The 15299-nt window shown below is 69.9% G+C and carries 13 protein-coding genes; 7 read left to right on the top strand and 6 right to left on the bottom strand.

Annotated elements, in window-relative coordinates; genetic code table 11:
• Positions 1-549: a hypothetical protein gene (locus tag ACWGIH_RS21130; RefSeq protein WP_453447052.1), complete on the top strand. Its 549-nt coding sequence runs from the start codon at positions 1-3 to the stop codon at positions 547-549.
• Between the two features lie 136 nt (positions 550-685).
• Here the strand turns inward: ACWGIH_RS21130 and ACWGIH_RS21125 are convergent, their stop codons facing one another.
• Positions 686-1186, bottom strand: coding sequence for a hypothetical protein (locus tag ACWGIH_RS21125; RefSeq protein WP_453447054.1), 501 nt, complete (start codon positions 1184-1186; stop codon positions 686-688).
• A 351-nt stretch (positions 1187-1537) separates the two neighbouring features.
• On the opposite strand from ACWGIH_RS21125, the gene ACWGIH_RS21120 reads away from it, so the two are divergent.
• Positions 1538-2194 carry a class F sortase gene (locus ACWGIH_RS21120; protein WP_453447056.1) on the top strand — a complete coding sequence of 219 codons (657 nt, stop codon included), beginning with the start codon at positions 1538-1540 and terminating at the stop codon, positions 2192-2194.
• Between the two features lie 47 nt (positions 2195-2241).
• On the opposite strand, the gene ACWGIH_RS21115 is transcribed toward ACWGIH_RS21120, so the two are convergent.
• Entirely contained in the window at positions 2242-3087 is an 846-nt protein-coding gene (locus ACWGIH_RS21115; protein ID WP_453447058.1) for a polysaccharide deacetylase family protein, read from the bottom strand.
• A gap of 206 nt (positions 3088-3293) precedes the next feature.
• On the opposite strand from ACWGIH_RS21115, the gene ACWGIH_RS21110 reads away from it, so the two are divergent.
• Positions 3294-3755 (top strand): universal stress protein, encoded by a 462-nt coding sequence (locus ACWGIH_RS21110; RefSeq protein WP_453447060.1) that lies wholly within the window; start codon positions 3294-3296, stop codon positions 3753-3755.
• Positions 3756-3878: 123 nt separating this feature from the next.
• A complete protein-coding gene (locus ACWGIH_RS21105; protein WP_453447061.1) occupies positions 3879-5303 on the top strand; it encodes an amino acid permease in 1425 nt (474 codons plus the stop codon).
• Between the two features lie 9 nt (positions 5304-5312).
• Here ACWGIH_RS21105 and ACWGIH_RS21100 read toward each other — a convergent pair whose 3' ends face one another.
• The 3 genes from ACWGIH_RS21100 to ACWGIH_RS21090 all read right to left on the bottom strand — a co-directional run bounded on the left by ACWGIH_RS21100 (position 5313) and on the right by ACWGIH_RS21090 (position 9300).
• A complete protein-coding gene (locus tag ACWGIH_RS21100) occupies positions 5313-6944 on the bottom strand; it encodes an extracellular solute-binding protein (RefSeq protein WP_453447063.1) in 1632 nt (543 codons plus the stop codon).
• A gap of 46 nt (positions 6945-6990) precedes the next feature.
• A complete protein-coding gene (locus ACWGIH_RS21095; protein WP_453447064.1) occupies positions 6991-7929 on the bottom strand; it encodes a carbohydrate ABC transporter permease in 939 nt (312 codons plus the stop codon).
• 219 nt (positions 7930-8148) lie between these two features.
• Positions 8149-9300, bottom strand: coding sequence for an ROK family protein (locus ACWGIH_RS21090; RefSeq protein ID WP_453447066.1), 1152 nt, complete (start codon positions 9298-9300; stop codon positions 8149-8151).
• Positions 9301-9395: 95 nt separating this feature from the next.
• On the opposite strand from ACWGIH_RS21090, the gene ACWGIH_RS21085 reads away from it, so the two are divergent.
• Positions 9396-12317 carry a glycoside hydrolase domain-containing protein gene (locus ACWGIH_RS21085; protein WP_453447068.1) on the top strand — a complete coding sequence of 974 codons (2922 nt, stop codon included), beginning with the start codon at positions 9396-9398 and terminating at the stop codon, positions 12315-12317.
• A 103-nt stretch (positions 12318-12420) separates the two neighbouring features.
• Here ACWGIH_RS21085 and ACWGIH_RS21080 read toward each other — a convergent pair whose 3' ends face one another.
• Positions 12421-13680, bottom strand: coding sequence for a CapA family protein (locus ACWGIH_RS21080; RefSeq protein ID WP_453447070.1), 1260 nt, complete (start codon positions 13678-13680; stop codon positions 12421-12423).
• 289 nt (positions 13681-13969) lie between these two features.
• Between ACWGIH_RS21080 and ACWGIH_RS21075 the strand changes: the two genes are divergently transcribed.
• Together ACWGIH_RS21075 and ACWGIH_RS21070 are read left to right on the top strand one after the other, a co-directional pair.
• Positions 13970-14485, top strand: coding sequence for a hypothetical protein (locus ACWGIH_RS21075; RefSeq protein ID WP_453447071.1), 516 nt, complete (start codon positions 13970-13972; stop codon positions 14483-14485).
• 150 nt (positions 14486-14635) lie between these two features.
• Positions 14636-15289 (top strand): hypothetical protein, encoded by a 654-nt coding sequence (locus ACWGIH_RS21070; protein WP_453447073.1) that lies wholly within the window; start codon positions 14636-14638, stop codon positions 15287-15289.
• Positions 15290-15299 lie beyond the last annotated feature (10 nt).

Genomic DNA, 15299 nt, shown 5'->3' with positions numbered 1-15299 from the left:
ATGCGCGCGATACGCGTCGCCTCGGCCGCTCTTCTCGCCGCCACGACCCTGACCCTCGGCGCCGCCACCGCCGCGCCGGCCGTCGCCGACGAGGGTGACGGCGGCAACAACATCACCTCGTTCGGCTTCCGCGTCACCCCGTCCACGATCGCCGCCGGCGGCCAGGTCCAGCTCAGCGTGGACGGCTGCGAGGGCGACGCGAAGGTCACCTCCGGCGTCTTCGACGACGCCCACATCCCCAAGGGGCAGAATTCCGTCGCCGCGATGGTCTTCCCCGACGCCAAGCCCGGCGCGATCTACGAGGTGACCTTCGACTGCAAGGGCGAGACCGGCACCACGGACCTCACCATCGCCACGGGCCGCCCCACCCATCACCCCACCTCCCACCCCACCGGCCCGGTCCACCACGGGGTCAAGGCGGGCGCGGGCGGCAGCTTCGGCGGGCTCGACCTGCACGAGATCGCCCTCGGCGGCGCCCTGATCCTGGGCACCCTCGGCACCGCGTACCACTGGACGCGCCGCCGCACCGGGGACGGCAACAACTCCTGACCCGCCCGCCGCCCGACCGGCGCGGAAGGGGGACGCGCCGGTCAGGTAGGCGGAACAGTTCAAGCCCGGGGTACGAGCACCCGGCGTACGAGCGCCCGACGTGCGAGTGACAGGCGCACCGAGGCCGGGCCCGCGGTCAGATGCCGCGCCCCGCGTTCTCCGAGCGGCGGCGCATCCAGAACACTCCGCCGCCGACCAGGGCGGCCGTCACGAGCGCCCCGCCGATCGCCATGTCGGTGCCGGTCGCCCCGGAGCTGCTGCTGCCGCCGAGACCACCGCGGACGCCGCCGTGGATCACGGTGAACGCGTCGGGCTTGGTCAGGGTCTTGCCGCCGCAGTGCACGGTGATGCTGTGGGCACCGGGGCTCGCGTGGTGGTAGACCCTGGGGTTCGCGCTGGCCGTGCCGCCGTTCATGGTGTGCAGGGGCGTGTTGGGAAAGGCGTTCGACGTGACCTTGCTGCCCGGAGACGAGCAGGACGAGCCGTCGACCGTGACCGTCAGCTGTCCCCCGCGGGGGATCACGCTCGGCATGGCGACGATGTTGGACGGGTCGGCCCAGGCCGATGCCGTCGGGGCGGCGAGGCCGACGACGGCACCCGCGGTGACGGCGACCGCGAGGGCACGAGTGGTGCGCATACGAGAAGTACGCATGTGAATCCTCCGCGGAAGGCGCCCCGGGGTAACCGTTCCCCGGTCGATCGGCGAGAGCGCCTCCCAGACAGACCCTCAGTTGCCCTGCTCAGACCCGCATTTCGGCGATCGGCCGTCCTGGTGAGGCGACACGCCGAAGCGTGAACGTACAAGCCGATATTGCCGCAGGTCACGGACCGTCAGAAATTTCCTGCCGACCGCGACTCGGATGGCGCATGCCCGGTATGGGCGCCACCCGTTCGCTTCCGCTCTGTCGCCCGTCACGTGCGCCGCGCTTAGCGTTCTTGTACGCGCAACGGACGCGGTTCGAATGCCGCGTTGAGAGGGGATCAGAGAATGCCTTCGTCCCAGCCGGCCGATGAAGAGGAATCGCAGCGGAAGCGCGCGCCGTGGGGCGTGATGGCACTCGTTCTGCTGACCGGCCTCGCGCTGATCCGGAATGGCTCAGGGGAATTCGACGTGGGTCCGCCCCAGCCCGCTTCGGCCGCCGCCGCGGACCAGGCGCCCGACGGCGCGAAGCCGAAGGTCGCGCCGCTGACGTTCTCGCCCGCCGAGCGCGTGGGGATCAAGGGCATCCGGGTGGAGGCGCCGGTCATGCCGGTCGGGCTCGACGAGGACGGCTGGGTGGACGCTCCTCCGGCGGAGGACCCGAATCTCGCGGGCTGGTTCACCGGCGCCGTGTCGCCGGGCGAGAAGGGCACGTCCGTGATCGTCGGCCATGTCGACAACCAGCAGGGCCCCGCCGTCTTCTACGGCCTGGGTTCGCTGAAAAAGGGAAATCGCGTCGAGGTCCTGCGCAGGGACCGCAAGACCGCGGTCTTCGAGATCTATGGAATCGAAGTCTTCGAGAAGGACAATTTCCCGGGCAGCCGCGTCTACAGCGACAAGGGAGCTCCGGAACTGCGCGTCATCACCTGCGGCGGCGGATTCTCCAAGCGGTCCGGTTACGACGGAAACGTCGTCGCCTTCGCCCGCCTGGTGGATGTGCGCTGACGGCGAATGCGTCGGCGGAACACGGCGCCGGGCGGGCGACATTCTTTCTACATTGCGTGGCGGCTCGGCACCGTGATCCGGTAACCCGAGTCGATCAGCTCCGGCAGATACGTCCGCAGGGCCGCGACGCTCTGGGAACGGTCGCCGCCCGCGTCGTGCGAGAGGACCACGACCCCGGGCCCCGCACCGGCCCGTACGCGCCGGACGATGGTTCCGGTGCCCGGCTCCGTCCAGTCCAGGGTGTCCACGGTCCAGGCGAGCGGCTCCATGCCGAGGTCGGCGCCCAGTTGGAAGGCGTTGCGGTTCCAGGCGCCGTAGGGGGCCCGGAACCAGGCGGGGGCTTCGCCCACTGCTTCCTCCACGACGTCGCAGGTGCGCTCGATCTCCTCGCGCATCGCGCTCCGGCTCATCTTCGGGAGGAGCGGGTGCGTCCAGGTGTGGTTGCCGATCAGATGCCCGTCGTCGGCCATCTGCCGAAGCAGGTCCTTGTTGTCGACGGCCATCTCGCCGCAGACGAAGAACGTGGCACGGACGTCGTACTTGCGCAGGGTGCTCAGGATGCCCGGCGTGTAGCGCGGGTCGGGTCCGTCGTCGAACGTCAGGAACATGCTGCGGCCCTGCCCGTCCATGCGCAGGATCGGCGCCTTGCGGACGCGGGGCAGGGCGCGCGCGGCGCGTGGCGGGCCGTTGCCGGCCATGGGCTGGAGGCGGTACGCGGAGGGCTTGCGGGCGGGCGCGGCGGGCGGGCCGCCGGCCGCGGAACCGCCGGAGGCCGTGGGCCCCGGCGTCGCCGTACGCTCCGTGCCCGCGCATCCGGCGGTCGCGACCAGACCGAAGACAGCGGCGCCGCGCAGAAGTGCGCGGCGCCCTGGAGTCATTTGATCCTTTTTCATTACTAATCCGTCGCATGGCGGAAGGCCGACGCCGGACAGCAACACCACGGCGTGCGACGAAAGCACCCGATGGGACCAGCGGAGACAAAGGGAGACAGGGGAGAGACAAGGGCTCAGCGGCGGCGGACCTTGGCCCTGGGGCGAAGCCCCGGACCCGGCCGTGGGCGCCGTCAACAGGAATCGTGCTCTCCGTTAACCTCTCGGCTGTGACTGAAGACCACTCCCATCAGTTCGAACGCGGGACCGACGGCCCGAAGGTGATCGTCGTCGGTGTCGACGGATCGGACTCCTCGCTCCGGGCCGCCGCCTATGCCGGAGGCCTCGCGCGACGGCAGCGCGCCCTGCTCGCCGTCGTCTACATCCAGCCGGTGATGGCCGCGGGCGCCGCCCTGGGCGCCCCGGTGGCCGAGGCGACCGACGAGATCGCCGAGGGGCTGATCGCCGAGATCAGGGAGTCGGCGGAGCGGGTGAAGGACATATTCGACGTGCGCTGGGAGTTCCACACCTTCCGTGGCGACCCCTACAGCGGCCTGGTCACGGCGGCAGACGACCTCAAGGCCGACGCCGTCATCGTCGGCGCCTCCGAGCAGGCGGGACACCGGATCGTCGGCTCGGTCGCGGTACGCCTCGTCAAGGCGGGCCGCTGGCCCGTCACCGTGGTGCCGTAACCTCCGGCGCCCGGACTGCTGAACCCTCACACCCATGAGGGGTGTGGCGTCTTCCGTCCCGGCCGCGCCTGCGCCATCATGATCCGCCATCAGCCGACTGCCGTCCGCGAGAAGGTGGAGCTCATGGCGGGACTCCGGATGGGGCACGGCGTTCTGCGCCGCAAGCCCATCGAACACATCGACGAGACCGAAGAGGGAGCGGGTGGCGGGCTCTCCCGCTCGCTCGGCCTCTGGCAGCTCACCGCGATCGGCGTCGGCGGGATCATCGGCGCCGGCATCTTCACCCTCGCCGGGACGGTGGCCAACGGCACGGCCGGTCCTGCCGTCCTCATCTCCTTCCTCATCGCCGGAATCGCGAGCGCGGCGGCGGCCTTCTCGTACGCCGAGTTCGCGGGCCTGATCCCGAAGGCGGGATCGGCGTACACCTACGGCTATGTGGTCCTCGGCGAGCTCACGGGCTGGTTCATCGGCTGGGACCTGCTCCTGGAGTACACGGCGATCGTGGCGGTGGTCGCGATCGGCATCTCCGGCTACTTCAACTTCCTGCTCAACGACATGGGCGCGCAGCTCCCTGCCTGGATGCTGGGCGCACCCGGCACGGGCGACGGCCACAAGGTGGACCTGTTCGCCGCGGTCCTTTGCCTGCTCATCGCCTATCTGCTGACGCTGGGCATCAAGAACGCGGCACGCTTCGAGATGGTCGTGGTCGTCCTCAAGGTCATCGTCGTTCTCGTGGTGATCGCGGTCGGGTTCTTCCACATCAACACCGGGAACTACGAGCCGTTCTTCCCCTTCGGAGTCAGCGGGGCGTTCACGGGAGCGGCCACCGTCTTCTTCGCCGTGTTCGGCTACGACGCGATGAGCACCGCCGCCGAGGAGTCCAAGGACGCCCAGCGCCACATGCCCAAGGCGATCCTCTACTCCCTGGCGATCTCGATGGTCCTGTACGTCCTGGCCTGTCTCGTCCTCACGGGCATGCAGAGCTACAAGGACATCGACCCGGAGAGCGGGTTCTCCACCGCCTTCAAGTCCGTGGGCCTCGGCGGTCTCGCCGACGTCATCGCGGTCGGCGCGATCATCGGCATCCTCACCGTGATGTTCACCTTCATGCTCGGCGTCACCCGCGTCTGGTTCAGCATGTCGCGTGACGGCCTGCTGCCGAAGTGGTTCGCCAAGACGCACAAGACCCGCCACGTGCCGACGCGGGTGACATGGATCGTCGGGTTCGCCTCGGCCGCCATCGCCGGGTTCCTGCCGATCGGCGAGGCGGCCGAACTGACCAACATCGGCATCCTGTTGGCCTTCGTCGTGGTGTGCGTCGCGGTGATCGTGCTGCGCTACAAGCAGCCCGACCTGCCGCGTACGTTCCGCTGCCCCGGAATGCCGGTGGTGCCCGCCATCGGGGTCGTCTTCTCCATCTGGCTGATCACGTTCCTCCAGTGGCAGACGTGGGCACGGTTCGCGGTGTGGTTCGCGCTCGGCCTTGTCATCTACTTCGCGTACTCGTACCGGAAGTCGGAGCTGGCCAAGACCGACCGCGTTCCCTGACGGTGCCGCTCAGGCGGCGCTCTCGATGGACTTCTGGAATTCCCGGGCCATCTGCTCCAGACCCTTGTTCTTCCACTCCGCCCAGAAGGGCTTCCACTCGCTCAGCTTCTTGCGGCCGCTGACGATGTCGTTGACCAAATCGGTCGCCTCCGTCGACATGCGGCCGTAGTGCTGGGTGTACGCGTCGGAGTAGTGGCCGACGACCGGGTTCTGGATGGCGGTCTCGATGAGCTTCTGCTCGGCTGCGTAGACGTCCTTGACGTCCTGGGCACGGGCGGTGCCCGGGAACGCCGACGCGACCAGCGCGAAGGGTGAGGTGGTCGCCGTGGTCAGTCCGCTGAACAGACCCTCGACCTGCTGCTTGCCCTTCTTGGAACGCTCCGGGAAGCCGTTCTTGTCGTACGTGAAGTCCTCGCCCTCCGTGCCGAATTCGAGGAACTCGCGCTCGGTGGTGCCGAACGGCGCGGCCAGGTAGTCGAGGACACGGAGCAGCATGCGCACCCGCTTCTCGTCGCCCTTCTTGATGGCGGTGTAGCCGATCGTGCCCAGGTGGTAGTGGTGCTTCGGCTTCTTGCCGCCCACACCGAACGGGATCAGGATCTCGGTGGCCAGGGCGGGGTCCTGTACGCGGATGTCCCTGCGCGCGTTGAAGGGGTTGGCGTGGACGGTGGCGCCGATCGAGCCCTGTGCCAGCTTGGTGTTCGCGTCCGCCATCTTGGGGTTGCCGGGGTAGAAGACCCCTGCCTTCTTCAGCTTCAGGACGAAGTTGAGGGCTTCGGTGTACTCGTCGGTCTCCTGGAACCAGGTGAGCGAACCGTCCTTGTTCTGCCGCCACTTGTTGGGGGCTCCGAAACACTGGCTCATCACGCTGGCGGCGTTGACGTAGATCGGCTCGAGGGCCCAGACCTTGCCGCCCGTGACCTCCTTGCATTTGGCGAGGAACTCCTCGGGGCTGCTCGCCGAGAAGCCGTCCGCCTTCTCCCAGATCCTCGGATTGCCGCCGTAGACCTGCCCGAAGGCGGGGTACGGGCTGGGGGCGCCCCAGATCTTGCCGTTGACGACCGCGGTCTTCCAGTGCGCTGGGGTCATCGCGGCGAGGTTCGGATAGTCCTTCACCGCGTCCCCGGAGACGTACTCCGTGATGTCCGCGCACTTGGCCTCGAGCAGTTCGGCGATGTGCTGGATGCCCTGGTTCGGCGGTATCCACAGGAGGTCGGGCAGGTCGCCGCCCGCGATGACCGCGGAGAACTTCTCCTCGTATCCGGGGTCGGTGCCCAGGATCGCTTCCAGGTCGACGCCGAGTTCCTTGTTCACCTTCTTCCAGTGGGCGTTGGAGCCCGCCGGGGCGGGCGGCTGTGTCCAGATCTCGGTGAGCACCGTGATCTTCGAACCGTCACCGGGGGTCTTCGGGACGCTGCGCACCAGGTCCTTGGGGTACGAGAGGAACCCCGCGGACAGGCCCTTCGCGTTCGGCGGCAGATCGGGCTTGACCTTGCCGAAGGGGACGTACGAGGGCAGCTTCACCTTCGCCGATGCCGCCTCGCCCGTCTTCTTCGCACCCGAGCCGCAGCCCGTCAGCGAAGTCGCTGCCGCGCCCGCCGCGACGGCGGTGGAGAGGCTCAGGAAAGTACGTCGGGACATGCCTGTCATGGGAATCTCCGCAAAGGGGGTTCGGGGAACGGGAAAGTCAGCCCTTGATGGCGCCGGTGAGCACGCCCTTGGTGAAGTACTTCTGCAGGAACGGGAAGAGCAGCAGGATCGGGATGAGCGCGATCATGACCACGGCCATGGAGATCGACTGCTGGGGCGGCATGTGGCTGACGCCGAGCTGGTCGCCCGAGATGGACTTGCCCTGGACGACGTAGGTGCGCAGGACCAGCTGGATGGGCCACTTGCCCGAGTCGTTGAGGTAGAGCATGGCGTTGAAGAACGCGTTCCAGTACGTCACCGCGTAGAAGAGACCGACGACGGCCACGACGCCCTTGGACAGCGGAAGCACGATGCGGGTCAGGATCCGCCAGTCACCCGCGCCGTCGATCCGCGCCGCCTGGTAGAGCTCCTCGGGAATGTTCATGAAGAACGCCCGCAGGACGACGAGGTTGAAGGCGTTGATCATGACGGGGAGGATCAACGACCAGTAGGAGTCGAGGAGCCCGAGCTCCTTGACCACCACGTACATCGGCACCATGCCCGGCACGAAGAGCAGCGTGAAGAGCACCATCAGGAGGATCGGCTTGCTGCCGGGGACGCCGCGCTTGCTGAGGCCGTAGGCGAGCGCGATCGTCGTCAGGAGCGAGAGCGCCGTGCCGACGAGGGTGATCAGGACGCTGACGACGACGGCCCGGGAGACGATGCCGCCGGAGAGGATCGTGCGGTACGCCTCCAGGGTCGGGTCCGTGGGGAAGAGGACGAAGCCGCCCGCCTCGGTGATCTCCTCGCGGGAGGCGAGGCTGGTGGAGAGGACCGTGAGGAAGGGCAGGATCATCACGGCGCAGATGACGGTGATGACGACGGCCTTGGCGGTCGAGCCGATCTTCGTCGGCGGCTCTTCCCAGGCGGGCCGCTCCTCGCGGGGGCGTGCCTCGCGGGTCCGCGGTGAACGCAGGGGGAATCCGAAGCTGCTCATTTGGAGCTGACCCGGACGGTGGCGGCGACGCGGCTCGTGGCCTGCGCTGCGTTGCTGGGGATGTCACACGTACTCCCTGGCCTGGCGGCACGACGGAACAGAAAAGTGGCAGCCGACAGCCGGGACGGCCGTCGAGAGCCGGCCAATTAAGAAGCCAACTTGCCGAAAGAGAGCCACATCATCGAAGCGTGACTCCCGCCCGTCAACCACCTTCCGGTCCTAGAGAGTTGGACTTTTCTGCTCGGCGCGCTCGATCTGCTCGATGTGCTCCAGTGCGAGGCGAGCTGCCCCGATTGCGGTGGATTCCTCGCCGAGTACGGAGGTTTGGACCGTCGGCCGATAGGGGCAGAGAGCGCCGAGCCGCGCCGCGAACGGCTCGCTGAGCAGGGCGCCCGCGCGGGAGATGCCGCCGCCGAGCACGACGGACTGCGGGTCGAGCACGGCGACATGGCGGGCCAGGCTGTCGGCCAGGGCCTCGGCGAAGGCACGCAGGGTGTACCTGGCCCCGCCGTCACCCGCGGCCGCCGCGGTCACCACCGCGCGGGCGGCGTTCTCGCGGGTGGGCCTGTCCGCGCCCTCATGTCCCGCGAACCAGTCGAGAAGCCGCTGGTAGCACCGCTGCCAGCCGTCCCCCGCGACCATCTCGCCCGCCGCGCCCCGGTGTCCGCGATGCAACTGTCCGCGCAGCCACAGGCCGATGCCGAGCCGGTTGCCGACGTACAGGTACACGCAGTCGCCGGCGCCCACCGACACTCCCCCGGTGCACTCGGCGAGGGTCGCGAGCTGGATGTCGTTGCCCACGACGACGGGGCCGTGGGCCGGGTCGGCGAGTTCGCGGGTGAGGTCGAGGCCCGTCCACTGGGGCAGCGAGTCGCTCTCCACCACCCGGCCCGCGGCGTCCACCATGCCGCTGGTGCCGACACCGGTCGCCAGCGGGCGCACCTGCGCGGCGGCAGGCTGGGCCAGGCAGCCCGCGATCGCCTCGCGGACGGCGTCGAGGCGCTGCCGTGCCGGGAGTTCGGGCGTGACCGCCACGCGCTGGGTGGCCACGGTGCGGCCGAGCAGGTCAGCGGCGTGCACCAGGATCTTGTGGGCGCCGATGTCCACGCCCAGGACGTGGGCGGCCTCGGCCCGGAAGCGGAATCTGCGGGCCGGTCTGCCCACACTGCCGCTGCCCGGCGTCAGCTCCACCAGGCGGCCCTCGCGCAGCAGCTGGGCCGTGAGGTCCTGGGCCGTGGGCCGCGACACACCGATGAGCCCCGCCAGTTCGGGCACGGTGATCTCGTCGCGCTCGCGCAGCACGCGCAGGGCGGCGGCCGCGTTGAGGCGGCGCAGCAGCGACGGGTCCCCGCTCATGTCTTCCCGATTCAAGGCGTCCCCCTTGACAGCGCGATCGGTTGATCTCCAGTGTGACCCGGAGCGATTGAGAAACTTACCTAATAAATAGCGCCCTTGGGGGAGCACAGATGGGTGAGACTGGTCATCCGGAGCTTGCGTGCGGGATCGGCTCCTGGGACAGCGACGTCTACGGTAACCACCGGCTTCTCGTGCGCGCGGACGCCTCCGACACCGCGGCACCCGCCGTCGCGGCCGAACTGCCGTGGCGGCGCCAGGACCCGGACCCCGGCGCGGTGGACGTGATCGTGATCGGGCCGTCCGGGGAACGCGTGCGCAACACCGTCACGGTCGACGCCACGGCCGAGAGGGGGCGCATCGCCTTCGAGCCGGTGGACGGCCCCGGCACCTACGCCGTGCACTATCTCCCGTACGCGCACACGGGCAAGCCCTACTATCCGCAGGCCGCCTACCGGCCCCCGACGCGGACCGCGGACCCCGGCTGGGTGCACCGCTGCGGCCTGCACGGCGCCGACGGATGGGAGAAGCTGCCCCGCGCCCACGCCTTCGGCTACGAGGCGGCGAGTGCGGTCGACTCCTTCGCGCCGCTCGGCTTCGCGGCGACGGAAGACGAATGCGTCCGGCTGCAACGGGCGCACAGCGGTGCCCAGTTGCTTCTCTTCGGCGAGGACCGCGCCCACCCGCTCGGCCGGTATGAACGGCTGCCCGCACGCTGGGCCCTGGCCACTCCGTTCGCCCCACTCGACGTCACGGCCGACCGCGGGGAGTTCCACGCGGTGCAGGTCGGCGTGTACGCACTCCGGGAGCTGACGGACGTACGCGGCGAGATCCGCGGGCTTCCCTTCTCCGTACGGTGCCTCAGCACGGGCGGCACCGACGCACGCGGCCAGACCTTCGAGCGACGCGTCGCGGTCGGCCAGGGGCACGCGGGGGCCCTGTGGTTCGGCGTGGAGGTGCCGGAGGAGACTCAACCCGGCCTGTACGAAGGGGAGATCGCCGTCCGCGCGGCCGGTGTGCCGGAGCGCGTGCTGCCCCTGCGCGTCACCGTCGGCCAGGACGCCGTGCCAGACGGCGGCGCCGGTGAACCGTGGCGGCTGGCACGGCTGGGCTGGCTGGACTCGACGCTCGCGCAGGACGACGAGCCGTTGGCGCCGTTCACCCCGATCGAGGTGGCCGCCACGGACGGCGGACAGCGGCTGGGGCTGCTCGGCCGCACGGTCGACATCGGCCCGGAGGGTCTCCCCCGGCGGCTGGTCTCCACCTTCACGCCGAGCGTCACGCGCGCCGACGGCCCGCCCCGCGACCTGCTCGCCGCGCCCGTCACCCTGGACCTCGGCCGACCTCTGGCACATGGGCCGCTCAGCCTGGACCGGCCGGGCCCCGCACGGGTCCACTGGTCCTCACGGGCCGCAGGGCAGGACGTACTCCTGCGCACCGAGGGCGAGTTGGAGGCCGACGGCTTCCTCGTCGTGCGCGCCACCGTCGAGGCCACGGCCGACACCGAGCTCGACGTGACGCTGGACGTGCCGGTGCGCGAAGAGGTCGCGCGGTACGCGATGGGCCTCGGTCTGACGGGCCGGGCGTGCCCGGTGACGTACGACTGGGCGTGGGACACACCCACCCGCAACCAGGACGCCTTCTGGATCGGCGATCCGGCTGCGGGGCTCCAGCTGAGCCTGCGTGACGAGCACTACGCGCGGCCGCTCAACACCAACTACTACCGCGAGAAGCCGTTGCGCACGCCGCGCTCCTGGGCGGGCGACGGGGCGGGCGGGGTGCGGCTGCGCACGAGCGAGGGGGTGCGCGACCTCTCCGCGTTCAGCGGTCCGCTCACGCTGCGAGCGGGTGAGAGCCGTTGCTTCGAGTTCCGGCTCCTCCTGACTCCGTTCAAGCCGCTCGACCCGTCGCGGCAGCTCTCCGAGCGCTACTTCCACGCGTACGCGTCGCCCACGGAGATCGCCGGGTACGGCGCGAACGTCGCCAATCTGCACCACGCCACGCCGCCCAACCCGTACATCAACGACCCGCTCCTGGGCGCGGACGCCCTGCGCTCCTACACCGGGGAGGCGCACCGGCTCGGGATCCAGGTCAAGGTGTACGACACCGTGCGTGAACTGACGCGTCACACACCGGAGTTGCCGGTGCTCGCCTCGCTGGGCGACGAGATCTTCGCACCGGGTCCCGGGGGCGGGCACGCGTGGCTGCGGGAGCATCTGGGCGGGAACTACGTGCCCGGATGGGTGGCGCCGGACGTGGGGGACGTCGCGGTCGTCACCTCCGGCGACTCGCGGTGGCACAACTCCTATGTGTGCGGCATCGAGCGGCTGCGGCGGGTGGTCGGCGTCGACGGGCTCTACCTCGACGACGTGGCGTACGACCGGACGACCATGAAGCGGGTCCGCAAGGTGCTCTCCGCTTCCGGCGAGAGGCCGCCGCTGGTCGACCTGCACTCCTGCAACCAGTACCGCGAGCCGGACGGGTTCGCCTCCAGCGCCAATCTGTACGCGGAGCTGCTGCCCTACGTCGACCGGCTCTGGCTGGGTGAGCTCTTCGACTACGAGGGCACGGACGGGGCCGCCGGGGGCGATCCCGCGTACTGGCTCGTCGAGATCTCCGGCATTCCCTTCGGCCTGATGGGCGAGATGCTGGAGGGCGGCGGCAATCCCTGGCGCGGCCTTGTCTTCGGGATGACCGCGCGGGCGCCCATGACGGACGTACGGCCGCTATGGCACGCCTTCGACCAACTCCGGCTCGTGGAAGCCGAGATGACGGGGTGGTGGACCACCGACGCGCCACCGGTCCGTACCGGACGCGCCGATGTCCTCGCCACCACCTGGGAGGGACCCGGAGGGATCGCGACGGCCCTCGCCTCATGGGCCGGGGAACCCGTGGACATCACCCTCGGTACGGCCACGGGCCCCATCAGCGCCTACGCTCCGGCGATCGAGGGCTTCCAGCCGGAACGGAAATTCGCCGCGGGCGAGGCGATACGGGTGGAGCCGGGGCGGGGGTGGCTGTTGCGGCTCGGGTGAGACGCCGTTGGAGGCGTGTGGCCGGGCTGAGATCCAGGCCGGCCACACGCCGCCGGAGCACGGGACACGCGTCCGGGGACGGCTCACCGAACGGCCGCTCCCGCTACTTGCCCATCAGCAGGCCTGCCTTCCCCGCCCCCCGGCTCAGGACGATGCCGCGGATCCGGTCGCGGATGGCCGCGACGTCAGCGCCGCGCTCCAGCGCCGCGTTCAGGTTGGTCACGCGCCCCGTGTCCGTGTTGAACCACTGAGGGATGAACTCGGCCTTCTTGACCTCCCAGCGGCCGCCGGAGGCCGCGGGCGGGGCGAACGTGAAGCGGCCCAGGGTGCCTTGGTTGCCCCGCGGGTCGTTCGCCCCCTCGTGATTGATCATGTCGCCGGCGATCTGGTCGCCCATGCCGTAGAGGACCCAGGTCCCGTTGACCTTCTCGTAGGCCTGCGGGACATGTGCGTGGGTGCCCAGGATCAGGTCGATGTCCGGGCGGCCGCCGGTGCGGGACGCCGTGAGCTGCTTGCCGAGGCTCAACTGGCGGATATCGGGGGCGTCCTGCCACTCCGTGCCCCAGTGCACCGAGACGACGACCACGTCCGCGCCGGCCTTCCGTGCGGCCCGTGCGTCCGCGATGATCCGCTCGCGTTCCATGAGGTTGACCGACCAGGGCTTGCCCGGGGGCATCGGGGCGTCGTTCGTGCCGTACGTGTACGCGAGCTGCGCCACCTTCGCGCCGCCCGCCCGCAGCCAGGCGGGCGATCTGCCCTCGGCGGCCGTGCGGCCCGAACCCGCGTGCTTGACGCCTGCCTTGTCGAGCGCGCCGAGGGTCCGGCTCACCCCCGCGGCGCCGTCGTCGAGCGTGTGGTTGGAGGCGGTGGAGCAGGCGTCGTAGCCGGTGGCCGCCAGGGCCTGGGCGATCTGGGGCGGGGACTTGAAGCTGGGGTAGCCGGTGTAGTCGCCGTTCTCGCCGTAGACCGTCTCCATGTGACAGATCGCCAGATCCGCCTTGGACACGACGGGTTTGACATCCTTGAGCATCGGCACGAAGTCGTAGCCGTGGCCGCCCGCGTCGGCGCTGGCCCGGTCGATGATCGAGGAGTGCGGGAGCACATCCCCGGAGGCGACGAGCGTGAAGGCGCGCGGGGCGTCCTGGCCGCCACCTGCCGCCGACGGGGCGGGGGGCGGAGCGTCCCGATTTCCGCCCTGGGTGTCCTCCCGCTGTCTGTCTTCCCGCTGTCTTTCGCCGCGCTGCTCCGTATTCCGTTCCTGTGTGGGCTCCGTATTCGCCGTACAGGCGGTGGTCCCGGCGAGAGTGGCTCCGATCATTGCTGCGGCCAGAAGGGCTGTTCCCTGGGGTGTGCGGTGCGTCATCGACCATGCTCCGTGAATGGGGGATATTCGGCGAAACGAATCCACATTCGGACACAAGGTCGAGTCAAGCAGCAATGCCGTCATAGTCCCCGAAACGGACTTAAATCATCCAGCCATGTGACACGAAGAACAGAGGGGTCCCTACCTGCGACGAAACCGAGGCCTGGGTCAAGCCTCCGTAAAGCGCCTTGCTCGGAGGCCCCTTCGGGTAATCGGCTGTCCTCATCCGTGTTCCGGATTGGGGGCCAGAGGCCGGCGACGCGCACGGATCGGAGGAAGGCGAGACGGGATGCTGCACGAGAGCCGAGGAAACACGGAGGGCCCGAGTGATGGCGAACTGGCCGTGCCGATGGCGTGGTTGTACGCCGAGTACATCGCGGACGAATTGCTGCGTACCGGCGATTTGATGCCGCCGACATCTTTCGAATACCGCGCGGGGCGTGATGCTCTGGCCCTGACTATTTTCCTTTCCGACACGAATGGCGAGCTTTCGGGCATCCGCGTGGTCTCCCAGCTGGAGACCTGGCTGTCCCTGACGGCGTACGACCAGCCGTGGCTCGACTGGGTGGGCGAGCGGATGGCCCTGCTCACGGCGGACGCGGTCGCCTCCGGCGAACCCGCGCCCGACCTCCTTCTGGCCGACCTGGCATGGCGATGGCTCGAGGAGACGGAGCTGCTCGCGCCCGATCTGGACGCGGTGCCGGGCGGCGGGTCGCCGTGCGGTGAGGACGACGGACCCAAGGTGTGGACGGCGGCCTGGCGCCTGGGGCTGCCGCTGGGACACCTGGCGATCCATCTGTTCTGACGCCCCGGCAGAGACGTTCCGACACCGCCACGGAGTCGCCCTGATACCCCGTGCGAGTGTTCGCGTCCCGTGTCTTGAGTGATTCGACGGTCCGCTGCGTACGGGAGGGCAGGCAACACCCCCTGCCCGTCCCGTCACGCAAGGAACGCCATGAGGCCCCTGGAGCGGCACCGCGACGCCGGCGCCTACGCGCTCGGTCTCCTCGACGCGGCCGACACCTTCCGCTTTGACGACCACCTCATGGACTGCGCCGAGTGCCGGGCCCTGCTGACGGAACTCCGTCCGACAGCACAGCAGTTGGCCGCCTACGAGCGTCTCACGCCACCCCACGTCGAGCCGCTGGCCGTGCCCGGCCCCGGCCTCGGCGAACGACTGCTCGCCGAGGCCGTGCGGCTGCGCAGGGTTGGGCGCAGGCGGTGGCTGTGTGCGGTCGTGGCAAGCGTCGTGCTGGCGCTCGCGGCTCCCGTGACCGCGGCGCTGCGGGCCGAGGGGCCCGGCCCGGATCAGATCACCGCCCGCGACGGCCGGACCGGAGTCTCGGCGACCCTGACCGTGCGGGGCCGCGACTGGGGCACGGACATCGGGCTCCGAGTCCGCGACCCTGAGGGCCCCCACGTCTGCGAGCTCGTCGCCGTCGGCACGGACGGCTCCGAGCAGACGGTGACGACATGGAAGGCACCCGCGGGCGAGTCGTCGGAAGAACTGTCGACGCAAGGCGGCGCGGCCCTGCCCCGCGAGGACATCGCCCGCTACGAGGTGCGCACCACCGGCGGACAGCGTCTGCTGACCTTACGAAGCCCCTGAACCCGCCCGC

Source organism: Streptomyces sp. NPDC054872, from assembly GCF_053610705.1.
The sequence above is the reverse complement of the archived record's forward strand: the minus strand, read 5'-3'. Positions and strand labels throughout refer to the sequence as shown.